This window comes from Lactobacillus sp. CBA3606 (assembly GCF_002970935.1).
Taxonomy (GTDB): Bacteria; Bacillota; Bacilli; order Lactobacillales; family Lactobacillaceae; genus Lactiplantibacillus.
The window spans coordinates 1,706,381-1,719,929 of sequence record NZ_CP027194.1; the positions used below are offsets into that span (position 1 = coordinate 1,706,381).

A 13,549-nucleotide genomic window follows, 5' to 3' on the forward strand; every position below is an offset into this window, starting at 1 on the left:
TATTGAAAACTGGTATCGTTAAAAATAAATTCGGTAATAACGGGTACTGATTGTGCCATATAGTAATAGCCTACTATAGCTAGAATACTCAGTTCTAAAAAGAAATTAACTGATTAAATTTAGAAACCTTAGTGAAACGGTGCTTAAAGCACAATTTTTATTAAGTCTTTTTTTAATCGGCTATATATCTTTCACAGCATCTAACTAGTTTTAGGAGACATTATTTCACGTGAAACAGGCTTACTCTTGCATATATGAAAAAACTGGAAATTAATGATTGGTATTATGCAAAAAAATTATGAGGGTAGTTTACATTTCAGTGATGTTCATCTAAACTAGAACAAGGCAGATCTTATTACATTCCTTATCATGTTAATGAAAATTATGCGTTTCACACGTCGATAGATGGGTTAAGGATCATTAATGAGTAGCCTAGTCTAAATACTGATGACTTTAAAAGCTGATCGTACTTGGAGGATTAGAATGGAAGAGACAACAAGATTTTGTTTTAAGTGTGGGGAAAAGATTTCTAGTGACGTTGATTTTTGTCCAAAATGTGGCGCAAAACAACCTAATAATCAGGAACAAAATACAGTAACACCACAGCCTACAGCTACACAAACGGTTAACAATTATCAAGAGCCAGTTCAAGCGAAAGCTGATGAAAAAACTGGTTGGTTAGTATTCTGGGGCTGGGTTGCAGCTGTTATTGCGCTTTTTGTTCCAATTATTGGCGTGATTTCAATTGTTCTAGGCGCTATGGTGATTAAAAAGCACCGAACGGTTGCAGGGACGGTTTTAATTGTTTTTGCTATTATTTTTATTATTCTAGGATTAACCGGATTTTCTGAAGGATTCTTTGGTGCAATCTAAATTGAAAAATAATTATTAAATATAAAATAGGTTCCTAAGGCTGAACAAAATTAGCTTTAGGGGCTTATTTCACATTTTCTGTTAATTGGTAATGTTATGCTGACGATGTGGTTTACATCTATCAGCATAAATAGGCGATAGTGGAATTGTCAGTAGGGGTGTCTTCTTTTCAAGTTACGTCTAACTCAGAAGATGATTCAAACAGTTTTATTTTTTTCGGGTTTAGTTTAACCTATAGATTATAATAAGGGCTTATTATAGACTAAAGAATGAAATCTGGTACTTACGGTCCATTTGACTATTTTACCAGTAAAGAATGTAAGCTAAACGATAGCTTAAAAAATTTTATTTTATGAGAGGATTTTTGCCATGTCTCCTGATGAAGCGAGCTTTAACAAAATGTATGGCGAACCAGAACCAATAAGGATTGCAGACTTTTTTCAAAATTCTCCGGTTATTCTACAAGACGCTGCTATCACACCTTTTTTCACACAGCCACAATATAGTGGTATTGATTTTAATCGGTTTATTGATCAAATTGCAGCAAAACATAGTCCAGCTCAGTTACAGTTGGCGTATGCCTTTTTTATGGAAAAGGACGACATACTTGGTCATATTTTACGAGCGGCTGATGATGTCGATGGTCTCAAACTAACGGAACAGGCAGACGATGATATTGCTTTTAATTTCTTTATTTGTTGGATATTTGCCAAGCGCTTAAATATGACAGCAATTATTGATTTAGCAAAGGTATTTCATTTGCTACTAAAATTCCTGTTAGACAATCAGATCCTTAATGCCCAAGCATACGCTGTTCTTCAGCGGATTGGGAATCAAGCTTTAATCGGTGTAGTCAACGCTCGGCAGGCTGATGAGCATGATTTTAACCAAGAAATGATGTTATTCAGTCAGGGGCGCAAACAAGCCGACAAAATTTTCACTAAACCGAACTATACAATTGATGTCAAAAAGGCGAAAATTGTCTTAGCTAAGATGAACCGACCGCAATCAGCGCTGGCTAATTTTTCACCTCAGAAACCGGTGAAATTAAAAAAGGGGCTGGATCAGCATCAGTTAGACTTAGAATTGAAGCAAGCCCATCGCTTACTTAATGACTTTCAAATGGCAGTTGAAGATGAATTAGCACAATCAGATTGGACAGTTTATGAGTCATTGATTTTGCAAATTCATCATAATATGGTAGTGAACTATAATCGACGATTACGACATTGGACACAAGAAAGCTTGCTGGCTTGTCTGATTAACTGCTATCAAGAAAATCGGCTGTTTGATGCGACACCGACTTTTTTTCGTCTTTTTCAAGGCTATCTATTTTCGATTGAGGATCAAGGCGCTATTCAGAATGGTGAGCGCTTATTTATGGCGTTAGAGAATAGTTACAAGTATTACGTGACTAGTAGTGCTAACGCTTTAGTGCACTAAAGTCATAGCTTTAGGCAAAAACGATAATTGTAGTCTGTTACTCAAGGTGACAATTGTTTCACGTGAAACAATTTAAAGCCTTTTGAGTAACAGGTGGTCAATACCGTAAAAATTCTATTAAAACCATGAGTGATTTTTAAGAAATACCAACCTAATCAATTGCAGTTAATGTTAAAATAATAACTGGATTATGTCATTTTAAATAAAAGGTCGGGGAAGTTAACTCATGAAACTTAAGCAACAAATGCTATTAGTAGTAGTCATGGTGGTTGGTTTGTTGGTTGGGATGGGGCTCAACGGACAAGCGGCGACGACGTATCAACGGTCAAAAATCACTAGTTTTGCGACCAGATGGTATTATTCAACGAATAGAACGGCTAAAGTTTATCAGATTAGCGGGGCCGCTAAAAAAACGAAGTTACGCGCTAACCATTCATTGAAAAACTATACGCAGACTAACTGGAAAGCAACCAAACAAATGACCCTCAAACGGGGGAAAAAATCGTACCATTACTATTACGTGCAAAATTCGAAACATGGTAAAGTGACGGGCTGGGTGTTAAGCAACAGCTTGAAATCAGCTTTTGGCCGCGCACTTAAGACGGGAAATAGTAACGGAATGGGCCAATATAAAGTTGATGGGATGAATTTATCAGCTTATTCAACGCGGGCTTTTTCAACGGTGAAGATTGGCAATTATATGATGGGTCCCATCAAGTATCAATACATGCCCTCGTATAAAAAGCTTGGTAGCTTCCAAACGAATCCCGAAACTTTGGGTTTGTTACGGCGGACACGGGATAAGACTAGTCGTTATACCCTTAAAACCAGCATGTATTTACCAATCGATTATAAGAGTACGCCAGCGCATCGGTTTACCAGCAAGAGTGTGTTAGGCAATCCCCAAAGTGCCACGTTCTCAAAAGATGACCATTATTTATACGTGATGTATACCGATAATACGAAAGCGAATAATGATAGTCAGCCGGGCTGGGTGATTCGCTATGACTGGAATCGATTAACCAGCTTGGGCGCCTCAAAGGCCGGTCGGATGGATATGTTGCGGCGAGCAACTAATCGGTATTGGCATGGAACAACGACGGCCTTTGATCGGCAAGTCTTAGCTTGTATCAAAGTTGGACCACGGTTTGCAACCGGTCATGCACAGTCGTTGGCGTTAAACCCGAAAACGAATGAATTATGGTTTATCAAAGCGTACAAAAATGGGTATCAAGCGACGGCCGAACGGTTAAATGGCACGACGTTAAGACCAAACGCCGCTGTGCGGTTCCAACTAAAATCAAATGTGCATATGGGTAGCGTGTTAACTTTTGACGCTGCTGGGAATGCTTATTTCTGGGCGCAAATGAAGACGGCCTGGCCTAGAGCGGGCGTTAACTCAGTTAAAATTTATCAGGGTAAGTTAAGCACGAGTAATGTACACTTTAAACTCGTGATGCAAGGCATCAACAAAGCGCCGGGACAGGTGCTCCAGTCGATGAGCTATAATACAAGCGATCATCGGCTCTACTTAGCGGCGGATGAAAGTATTTTCTCGATTCCAACGAATCGGTTGGGCAAATTGCGCACGAGCGATGTGAGTGCTAGCAATTTTAGCGGGAATCGTGAATTTGAAGGCTTAGTCTTTAAACACCGGTCCGCAACGGGTTATGTGTTAACTAATAAAGGGCCCGAAATGATGCAAATGATGCGATAATTTAGTGATTAACACGTTGGGAAATAAAAATTTCTAGCGTGTTTTTTGTTAGTAATCAGGCTAAGGCCCCATCTTTTTAAGTAGCGTAGTATGATAGTTGAGATAAATGAAATGAGAGGAGTCCTGAATGATGACGACAGTAGTAGCTGGGATTATTGCCCATGTGGATGCCGGAAAAACGACGCTTTCAGAAGCGATGTTATATCAAGCCGGTGCATTACGACAATTAGGTCGGGTGGATAAACGCAATGCTTTTTTGGATTCGGATGACCTTGAAAAGCAACGCGGCATTACAATTTTTTCACATCAAGCGAATTTACATTATCAAAATCTAGATCTCACGTTATTGGATACCCCGGGACACGTGGATTTTGCCACCCAAACGGAACAAGTTTTAAGCGTTTTAGATGTTGCCATTTTAGTTGTCTCAGCCACGGATGGCGTCCAAGGCTATACGCGGACTTTATGGCGGTTGCTGGCGCATTATCATGTGCCAACAGTTATTTTTGTGAATAAAATGGATGCGCCAGAGACTGATCGAGCGGCAATTTTACAACAATTGCAACAAGAATTAGCGGCTGGGTGTGTTGATTTTGGAGTTAATACCTTAACGACGGCGACTTATGAGACGATGGCGATGCAAAATGACACGGTGTTAGCGAATTACTTGGAGACGGAGCAACTCGGTGATGAGACGATTCGCCAAATGATTCAACAGCGAGAAGTCTTTCCTTGTTATTTCGGAGCGGCGCTTAAAACGACTGGTGTCACAGCCTTACTTGCCGGACTGGATCACTGGATGCAACCGGCAGCGTATCCCAAAAAATTCGGGGCGCGGGTTTTTAAAATCTCGCATGATGAACAAGGTGAACGCCTGACGTGGCTACGCTTGACCGGGGGACCTTGGCGACTAAAGCGGTGCTTTTAGATGGTCAAAAAGTGAACCAGATTCGTAGTTATAATGGCACAAAATTTAAGTCGTTACCGACTTTGTCAGCTGGCATGGTGGGAGTTGTTCCCGGCTTAACGGGGACGTACCCGGGGCAAGGCTTAGGGACTGAACCGGCTGGTCGGCCACCGGAAATCCAACCGGTCTTAAACTATGCGCTGGATCTTAAAGGCCATGATAGCCAGACGTGTTTACAGATTTTACGGCAGTTAGCTGATGAAGATCCTCAATTGCATGTGGTTTGGTCTGAACAGTTGCAAGCCATTCGGTTACAGCTGATGGGGCAGGTCCAACTCGAAATTTTACAACAATTACTGCATGATCGGTTTAACTTGGATATTGGGTTCGATGAGGGCCGAATTCTTTATAAGGAAACAATCACGCATGCTGTGGAAGGCGTCGGACATTTTGAACCTTTAAGGCACTATGCAGAAGTCCATTTGCTATTGGAACCGACCGCACCCGGCAGTGGGCTAACGATAGCGTCACAATGTGATTTGGAAGTGTTAGGCCGTAATTGGCAACATCAAGTTTTAAGTAACTTGCAAGCTAAGTCTCAACTCGGGGTATTGACCGGCTCACCGTTGACCGATCTGAAAATCACACTAGTTAGTGGTAAAGCTAGTAATGTGCATTCAGTTGGTGGTGATTTTCGGGAAGCAACGTGGCGGGCGGTCCGGCAAGGTCTGATGATGCTGCAAACAACTGAGCAATGCCAATTGCTTGAACCGTGGTATCGGTTCAATCTGTTAATTGGCACCGACCAAGTTGGCCGCGCATTGACAGATATCCAACGAATGCATGGGACTTTTGAGCCGCCAGAAGCTGGTCATGATGCGACTTTAACGACAATTACTGGCGTGGCACCGGTGGCCGAAATGCAGGCTTATTCGCAGGTGGTTCAAGCGTATACACATGGTCAAGGACAACTGGAATGTATTGTTGATGGTTATCGCCCCTGCCATAATGCCACGGCAGTTATTGCGGATATGGCTTATCAGCCAGTAGCGGACTTAGAGAATACACCGGATTCGGTTTTCTGTGCCCATGGTGCTGGCTATCCCGTGCCATGGGATGCAGTGCCGGCAATGGCGCACGTGCCTTATACGTATACAGCCGCTGCTTTAGAAAAATTGAGCTAACGAAAAGCGTGGGACAAATAAATTCTTGTCTCACGCTTTTCATTAGCTAACTGCTTTAGACTTCAGCCTCGTTTTCTTCATTCAGCTTGTCGCAATCAATGATTAGCTGGCAGACTTCTTTAGCCGGTGTGAGCTTCATGGAATACTTACGACCGTATTCAATCATTGTGTGATGTGCTTGATGTAATTCCGCTGGTGCTAGTACTCCGACAATCTTATTTTCAACCTGCAAAGGTGAGGCGGATTGATCGACAAAGTACAGACGTTTGGCGATGGCTGAAACATGGGTATCCACTGCGAAGGTGGGTTGCTCAAAGACATCGCTCAAAACGACATTGGCGGTTTTTCGTCCGGCCCCAGGTAACGCCATCAGGCCTTTACGGGTGGTTGGCACGACGTCATGTAAGTCTTCATGTACGATTCGCGCTGTCTTGATGATGTTCTTGGCCTTATTATGAAACAAGCCCACACTTCTGATAATGTCTTCAACAGCGGTGACATCCGCCACCATTAAGTCCTTTGGCGTTGGGTAAGCCGCAAATAAACGCGGCGTCACCTTGTTAACAGAAACGTCCGTCGCTTGCGCGCTTAAAATTACGGAGACCAGATATTGAAACGGGGTGCGCGAGTCTAATGACGGCCCCACTGGTCCAATCTCAGCTTCCATTTGATGAATTGCCCAAACAATCTGGTGGTCTTTTAACATATTGTCCCCACGCCTTTCCATTCTTGATAGTGTTACTTACCTGCTATCATACAATGTTTATTGATTTAAGACTATCATTATCTCAGAACAGTAAACTGAACAAAAATTCAGCTAGCTAAACAAGTGTCGTTTAGCAAGCTTAAGTGCGGCTGGTAATGTGGATCCACTCGCACCAACCTAATGACAAGTAAAAAAACAACCAAAATTTGGTTGTTTAAAGTTAGTCGGTTGCGTTAAAGTTCACTTTAAGGGGTACACTTAATGGCGTTAACAAATTTAGATTAGGAGTGATTAATGATGAAAACAGCAGTATTTATTGAACCTGGAAAAATGGTTGCACAGGACTTACCTAAAGCGACGATTAAAGCGCCAACGGATGCCGTCTTAAAGGTAGTCCGGGCTTGTGTTTGTGGGTCCGACCTTTGGTGGTATCGCGGTTTAGCCAAGCGACCAGCCAATAGTCCCGCCGGCCACGAAGCGATTGGGATTGTTGAAAGTGTCGGCGCTGAAGTGACGAACGTGCAGCCGGGTGATTTTGTGATTGCGCCGTTTACCCATGGTTGTGGGCATTGTGCCGCTTGTTTAGCTGGTTTTGATGGTGATTGTCAAAATAATACTGACTCTGAAGTAGTCGGCTATCAAGGTGAATATTTACGGTTTACGAACGCTGATTGGGCTTTAGTCAAGATTCCCGGCCAACCGGCTGATTATACCGATGCTCAATTAAATGATTTATTGGCGTTATCCGACGTAATGGCGACCGGGTACCATGCGGCCGTTAGTGCGGAAGTTAAAGCTGGTGATACCGTCGTCGTGATGGGCGATGGTGCCGTGGGGTTATGTGGCGTGATTGCGGCCAAATTATTAGGTGCGCAGCGAATTATTGCGATGAGCCGGCACGCTGATCGGCAACAATTAGCACAGGAATTTGGTGCAACTGATATCGTTGCCGAACGTGGAACCGCGGCTGTTGAGCGAGTTATGGCGTTAACGGCCGGCGCCGGCGCTGATGCTGTCTTAGAATGTGTCGGGACCGCGCAATCTGTTGATACCGCTGTTCAAGTTGGCCGACCAGGCGCTGTAGTTGGGCGCGTTGGGGTGCCACAAAAGGCTGAGATGAATACGAACAATCTTTTCTGGAAAAACATCGGCTTACGGGGCGGGATTGCCGCGGTTACGACCGCTGATCGGCAAGTCTTATTGGACGCTGTCTTAAAAGGCGCCATTCATCCGGGTAAGGTCTTTACACAACGGTTTGATTTGGACCATATTCAAGACGCTTATACGGCGATGGATCAACGAACTGCTATTAAGTCATTGTTAGTAATTAGTGACTAACTAAATCGTATTAAAAAATAACCTCGTTTAATCAGCGCACTGATTAAACGAGGTTATTTTTGGTCGCAAAAGACGAGCCGAGTGGCTGTTGAGCGAGCCGAATCGAAGTGATAATCAGGGTGATCGAATTGCTGAATGGTAGCGGGCTCGGTCACTTGGTGTTCTGCGAGGAAGCGGACCATCGCGCCTCGCGCCATTTTAGCACGGGTGGCCTTGGTCTTTAGTTGCCCATTAACTAAGCTGGCAAAGACAATCGTAATAAAGGGCTGTTGTGGCTGCATGTAAGGATAAATGGCTTTGGCATATTCCTCTGAAGCCAAGTTAATCACCGGTTCAGTCGGGCCTAATTGTAAGGCTTGGTAAAGGCGGTTGCCCCAGAATTCATAGAGATTGTGGGTGCCGGCAACGGCTAACTTGGCCTGAAATTCTAACCGGTAGGGCACGACGCCATCAAATGGACGCAAGCAACCGTAAAAACCAGATAAAAGTCGCAAATGGTCCTGACAATAGGTTAGCGCCGGTGCCGTAAAAATATCAGGGGCCATATATTGATACTGAATGCCGCTAAAGCTGAGTAAAGCGGGCGTCAAAGCCGTTGTGAGTTCCAAACGTTGGAGCCAATCATAGTTAACTTGGGCCAATCGATCGCTACAATGCCAAAGGGCCTTAGCTGCTGGATAGGATAATCGGCGTAAAGCCTGCAGAATCAGAGTTGTTTGGGCTAAGGATGAGGGTAAAGCAGTGACAGCAAAACTATCGGAATCTACAATCATTTTTTTAGCGGGTGCAATGATAATTTTGATGAAGCACGCCTTCTTTCAGAGCTAATCAGAAATTCAGTTTAGCATATTTTAGCTGTTAATGTCGTAAATTGACTTTACTATGTGAAAAATGTACAGTCTTTCGGGCCAAATACTGTAGCTATTGTCTCTTATCCAAGTGCAATGTAAGTGTTATCATTTAGGCGTAGTAAGGAATAACTAGTTATTGATATTATCACAGTATCTATTAAATATAATTAAATCATTCACAATCAGGTGTGCGTCATCAAGGAGGTTATTTTTCATGAAAGATTTTAAAGATAAAGTCATGTTTATTACCGGTGCGGCCCATGGATTCGGGCAAGTTATTGCTGAAGCAGGGGCGAAACGTGGCATGCGGATTGCCATGGTTGATATTGATGAACCGGCCTTAAAAACAACTTATCAAGCTGTCACAGATGCCGGTGCCACTGCCATTATGATTGGCGCAGATGTCACCAAAGAAGCCGCAGTGAATGCGGCGGTCGATCAAACCATGGCCAAATTTGGTCAGATTGATTTGTTGGTCAATAATGCCGGTATTGCGTTACCTGGGCGGATTTGGGAATTACCAACGCGCGACTGGGAATGGATTATGCATATCAACTTGATGAGCCAAGTTTACGCGATGAAACGGATTATTCCAATCATGCTGAAGCAGAAGACGCATGCAGATATTTTAAATGTGGCGTCGATTGCTGGGTTAGTCGACACCCCCGGCATGCCATCGTACCATGCTAGTAAATTTGCTTCAGTTGGGATGACTGAAGCGACGGCTTATGATCTACAACGGATTAAAGCGGATATCGATATGCATGTGATGTGTCCTGGTTTTGTTCAGACGGACCTCTATCACACGGAAAATCATCGCCCAGACCAATATCGCGACGACACGGACCCTTACTATCAAAGTGAAGCTTACTTAAAGGGCCAACAATTTGCGAAGTACGTTATTACGTCTGGCAAACCAATTGATACGATTGCGGCGACGGTCTTTAAGGCGCTCGAGGATAATCGGTTCTATATCCTGACGCATCCTGAATTTAACCCATTGATTGCAGATCGAGTTGATCGCATTATCCATGATGGTGCGCCTGATGTACATGTCATGGATGGACTCATGTAACGCTTGAAAATTAAAAAGGAGTGTTGAATAATGGCTAGTTTTATTGCAAGTAACGACGATATGAAAAACTTTTTGAATCTGCCTAGTATGAACGATCAAGCTGGGATTGGGTTTGCTTATGCGACGGATGAAACCATGTTGAAAAAGTTAATTCCAGCGCCATTAAAATTATTAGCGCCAGTGGTTTGTGGGTATGTGGTCCATATGGGGAAGCCAACGTTTAGTGCCCCTTACTTGGAACAAAGTTTATTCGCCTTAGTCAGTTACAAAGATAAGATGATGGGGGCCTACCCAATTTCGTTATTGCTACACGGTCCTGGAGCTGAAAGCGGGGTTATCGCAGGCCGTGAAGGTGCTGGGATTCCTAAAAAGTTAGCTGATGCCATTGAATTACGGCGTAACGATAATTCGGCAACGGCGACTGTTCAACGCCATGGCAAAACATTATTGGATGTTTCATGGACAGCTGGTGAACTGAATGATCCTTCGATCATGCAACAATTTGCCGGTCAGTTGGCACTAGGTAAGGAAGCTGAAATGAATAGTTTCTTCTATACCTATGACTTAGATCAACATCCGGATGGCTCTAATCATTTCACGAATGTTGAACTTGTAGCGACACAACTACGATCATTAGCTGATCAAGTGGAACCGGGGAATTTAACGATTACCATGAATTCGACAGATGACGATCCGTTTGGCGAATTGAAAGTTCTGAAACCACTCGGGGCCGCTTGGTTCCACTTTGACACCTCGGTGATGTTCAATACATTGAAGTTAGAACAAGTTGATGCGGCGACAACGATGCCAAAATTATTAACAAGTCGCTATGATCGGACTTTCTTCAACCCGAAAGCAACCACTTATACGATTTAGGGACACGTTAAAATTAATGAAAAGAAGGGTTTAAGATGACACAAACCAAACCTACCATGGTTAATAATGATTTTTCAGATGTGGTTTTTAACCGCCACTCAGTTCGTTCTTTTGATCCAGAAGTTAAGATTCCCCGCCCAGAACTACAGGCGATGATTGCTGAAGCTGCGAAAGCGCCCTCGGCTTGTAATTTACAATCTTGGCATTTTGTGGTGATTGATACCCCAGCTGCTAAGGAAAAATTCAAGCAGTCAGTCATGTCTTTCAACTACCCCCAAGTGGATAGTGCCGCTGCAATTGTCTTTATCGCTGGTGATACGCAATCCCATTTCGTCTATCGTGACGTTTGGAATCAAGTTTATAAGGCGGGTAAGATTACTAAAGAACGCTTGGATCAGATTTTAGGGACTTTCCTACCAATGTATGAACATGCGACGCCGGACTTTTTGAAGTTTGATGCCACGATTGATTGTTCAGTCGTTGGGATGCAGCTCTTATTAGTTGCTCGGGCGCACGGCTACGATGCGAATGCCTTTTCAGGGATTGATTTTGAGCATATGATTCCAACGTTAGGCCTTGATCCAAAACGCTACATTCCAGTGATGGGGATTGCGCTTGGAAAAGCTGCGGGTGAACCATTGCATACGGATCGGTATGATGCAAAGACGTTAACCGACTTTTTAGCAGATTAAATTGAATTTAACGTATAATTGATCGTTAACCTAGGTGGAAACCAGCCTAGGTTTTTTTGTGCTCTTTACAACAGCGCTTACATTGCCTATGATGAAGGCAACGAAGTCAGTTCAACTAAGGAGCCGATATGAAACTTAAACAAGTGATGCAGCATTTGGCCACTAAATTCGAGGTGACTGATTGTTTAACACCGGCGACGGCAGCATTAGTCATAAACCAAGCGCAGTTTGAGAATAAAGACCGGTCGCCGATTGGGTCGCAGACGTTATTATTACAGCTACCAGTTGCCCAAAAAGTTCGTTTGAGTTGTGATGTACAGGGGACTTGGCAGCTGGTAGGGACGCTTCAGCTAGGCGCAAAACAACTAACCGTTGCCCAGACGCAAAATCAACTGTTGCGTTTACTTTTTATGCTCGGAAAGTTATTACAACCGGCAACGACTGGATTAGCGACCCTCAATGACTTGGCAATTGATGCGATTACAGCGGACTTTGATCCGATTTTTGATCGGGCAGTGCGCCTAGTTCAAAACCCGTTAGCCATCATTGATTTAAATGGGCAGGTCTTATCACGGTCACATATGACCAAGCTCAATGGGGCGAGCATCCAGGCGGCCGTGGGAACTAATCAGATTGGTAAGTGGTTATTAGAACGCGGCTTTGAACCAGAAAAGTTAGACTTTTTGACGCAAATCTATGTGGCCGCAGATCAGCTTTCAGCGGTACCGATGCTAGTCACACCATTGGCACATCGGCAAGAGCCCTTAGGTTATCTGGTGATGCCCGCTTTGACGACGCCACTAAATACGCAACATGCGCTCCTGATTAATGACTTAAGCAAGATTATTGCAGGGTCGTTGGTTAAGAACCAAATTATGCCGACGGCGGCATCGCAACGGGATCGATTGCTCAATATGTTATTAACGGAACGGCAAAGTGCCACTTTTGATGCGCAATTTAAAGAACAAAACGTTAAGTTGCCAACTGAAATGGTTTTAATCAAGTGCGACCCCCTAGCCGATCAGGCGCCCATGATTTTGCAACAGCGGCTGCAGTATTTATTACGACCACTGTTTACACAAAGTTTGATTTCGGTATATCGGCAACATTGTTTGGCACTAGTGACGATCAGTTTGGCCGCTTATAATAGTGCAGAATTTAAAGCCCAGTTACAACGGATTACACAGCAAGCGGATTGTCGATTAATCGTTTCAAATTATTATGTGCGTCCAGAAGATACAGCGGCGGCTTATCTGGTCTGCAGTCGGACGGCCAAGTTAAAAACAATTCACACGCGTGTGGTTTTTTGCGAGGATGAATTTTATAACTTAGCGTTAGCACGAGTTAACCATATTGAAATTTTACCGTTTTTTGTGAATCCAGCTTTAAAGGCGTTAATCAGCTATGATGCAACGAATAAGACGACGTTAGTGCCAACTTTGGATGCGTATTTAACGGCGACGTGTAATTTGACGCGCACGGCCAAACAACTTTATGTGCATCCGAATACGCTCCGGAACCGGTTAAAAGCGATTACGACCATTACGGGGTGTGATTTACGCGATGCTGAAACTTGTTTTAAGTTGGCGTCTGGGTTTAAACTACAGCGATTTTTGATTGATAATAACGATAGCGTGGCAACACAGTCGGTGCAACCGAAATAATGGCGTTAAAAACGCTTGGCCTAAATGAAGGTAGTCGTCTTCATTTAGGCCAAGCGTTTTTTAGAGGCTAGCGTAAGGAGCAGTACCGTTTTTAAACTTTAAGAATCAAGCTAAATTGAAAAAATTTTTTTTAGAACTAATTATCGAAAAAATGATAAAAAAATTAATGTAAACGAGTTCATTTTAATATTTTTAGTGCTAGGTTTAATCAAACCACTAACCA

General features: G+C 43.3%; 10 protein-coding genes and 1 pseudogene. 9 read left to right on the plus strand and 2 right to left on the minus strand.

Annotated elements, in window-relative coordinates; genetic code table 11:
• Positions 1–483 precede the first annotated feature (483 nt).
• The 4 genes and pseudogenes from C5Z26_RS08345 (at position 484) to C5Z26_RS08360 (ending at position 6,124) form a co-directional block, all read left to right on the plus strand.
• Entirely contained in the window at positions 484–873 is a 390-nt protein-coding gene (locus tag C5Z26_RS08345) for a zinc-ribbon domain-containing protein (protein ID WP_158682825.1), read from the plus strand.
• Between the two features lie 369 nt (positions 874–1,242).
• A complete protein-coding gene (locus C5Z26_RS08350) occupies positions 1,243–2,316 on the plus strand; it encodes a hypothetical protein (RefSeq protein ID WP_105449509.1) in 1,074 nt (357 codons plus the stop codon).
• Positions 2,317–2,542: 226 nt separating this feature from the next.
• Positions 2,543–4,033 carry a hypothetical protein gene (locus C5Z26_RS08355; RefSeq protein ID WP_105449510.1) on the plus strand — a complete coding sequence of 497 codons (1,491 nt, stop codon included), beginning with the start codon at positions 2,543–2,545 and terminating at the stop codon, positions 4,031–4,033.
• Between the two features lie 130 nt (positions 4,034–4,163).
• A pseudogene (locus C5Z26_RS08360) lies at positions 4,164–6,124 on the plus strand (GTP-binding protein).
• Positions 6,125–6,179: 55 nt separating this feature from the next.
• Here C5Z26_RS08360 and C5Z26_RS08365 read toward each other — a convergent pair.
• Entirely contained in the window at positions 6,180–6,830 is a 651-nt protein-coding gene (locus C5Z26_RS08365; RefSeq protein WP_105449511.1) for an endonuclease III domain-containing protein, read from the minus strand.
• Between the two features lie 297 nt (positions 6,831–7,127).
• Here C5Z26_RS08365 and C5Z26_RS08370 point away from each other — a divergent pair, with 297 nt between their 5' ends.
• On the plus strand, positions 7,128–8,168 hold the full coding sequence (locus C5Z26_RS08370) for a zinc-dependent alcohol dehydrogenase family protein (RefSeq protein ID WP_105449512.1): 1,041 nt from the start codon (positions 7,128–7,130) through the stop codon (positions 8,166–8,168).
• 53 nt (positions 8,169–8,221) lie between these two features.
• Here the strand turns inward: C5Z26_RS08370 and yaaA are convergent, their stop codons facing one another.
• Positions 8,222–8,971, minus strand: a complete 750-nt coding sequence (yaaA, locus tag C5Z26_RS08375; protein ID WP_105449513.1) for a peroxide stress protein YaaA — start codon at positions 8,969–8,971, stop codon at positions 8,222–8,224.
• A 262-nt stretch (positions 8,972–9,233) separates the two neighbouring features.
• Between yaaA and C5Z26_RS08380 the strand changes: the two genes are divergently transcribed.
• The 4 genes from C5Z26_RS08380 to C5Z26_RS08395 all read left to right on the plus strand — a co-directional run bounded on the left by C5Z26_RS08380 (position 9,234) and on the right by C5Z26_RS08395 (position 13,326).
• Positions 9,234–10,094, plus strand: a complete 861-nt coding sequence (locus tag C5Z26_RS08380) for an SDR family NAD(P)-dependent oxidoreductase (RefSeq protein WP_105449514.1) — start codon at positions 9,234–9,236, stop codon at positions 10,092–10,094.
• A gap of 30 nt (positions 10,095–10,124) precedes the next feature.
• Positions 10,125–10,970, plus strand: coding sequence for an acetoacetate decarboxylase family protein (locus C5Z26_RS08385; protein ID WP_105449515.1), 846 nt, complete (start codon positions 10,125–10,127; stop codon positions 10,968–10,970).
• A 35-nt stretch (positions 10,971–11,005) separates the two neighbouring features.
• Positions 11,006–11,662, plus strand: coding sequence for a nitroreductase family protein (locus tag C5Z26_RS08390; protein WP_105449516.1), 657 nt, complete (start codon positions 11,006–11,008; stop codon positions 11,660–11,662).
• A gap of 128 nt (positions 11,663–11,790) precedes the next feature.
• Complete coding sequence (locus C5Z26_RS08395; RefSeq protein WP_105449517.1) at positions 11,791–13,326, plus strand: PucR family transcriptional regulator; 1,536 nt, start codon at positions 11,791–11,793, stop codon at positions 13,324–13,326.
• Positions 13,327–13,549 lie beyond the last annotated feature (223 nt).

What these genes read in the sequence shown, in the direction of transcription:
- C5Z26_RS08355 (WP_105449510.1), top strand. Translation starts at nt 2,543, where the DNA reads ATGAAACTTAAGCAACAAATGCTATTAGTAGTAGTCATGGTGGTTGGT.
- C5Z26_RS08365 (WP_105449511.1), bottom strand. Translation starts at nt 6,830, where the DNA reads ATGTTAAAAGACCACCAGATTGTTTGGGCAATTCATCAAATGGAAGCT.
- C5Z26_RS08345 (WP_158682825.1), top strand. Translation starts at nt 484, where the DNA reads ATGGAAGAGACAACAAGATTTTGTTTTAAGTGTGGGGAAAAGATTTCT.
- C5Z26_RS08350 (WP_105449509.1), top strand. Translation starts at nt 1,243, where the DNA reads ATGTCTCCTGATGAAGCGAGCTTTAACAAAATGTATGGCGAACCAGAA.
- C5Z26_RS08390 (WP_105449516.1), top strand. Translation starts at nt 11,006, where the DNA reads ATGACACAAACCAAACCTACCATGGTTAATAATGATTTTTCAGATGTG.
- C5Z26_RS08395 (WP_105449517.1), top strand. Translation starts at nt 11,791, where the DNA reads ATGAAACTTAAACAAGTGATGCAGCATTTGGCCACTAAATTCGAGGTG.
- C5Z26_RS08370 (WP_105449512.1), top strand. Translation starts at nt 7,128, where the DNA reads ATGAAAACAGCAGTATTTATTGAACCTGGAAAAATGGTTGCACAGGAC.
- C5Z26_RS08385 (WP_105449515.1), top strand. Translation starts at nt 10,125, where the DNA reads ATGGCTAGTTTTATTGCAAGTAACGACGATATGAAAAACTTTTTGAAT.
- C5Z26_RS08380 (WP_105449514.1), top strand. Translation starts at nt 9,234, where the DNA reads ATGAAAGATTTTAAAGATAAAGTCATGTTTATTACCGGTGCGGCCCAT.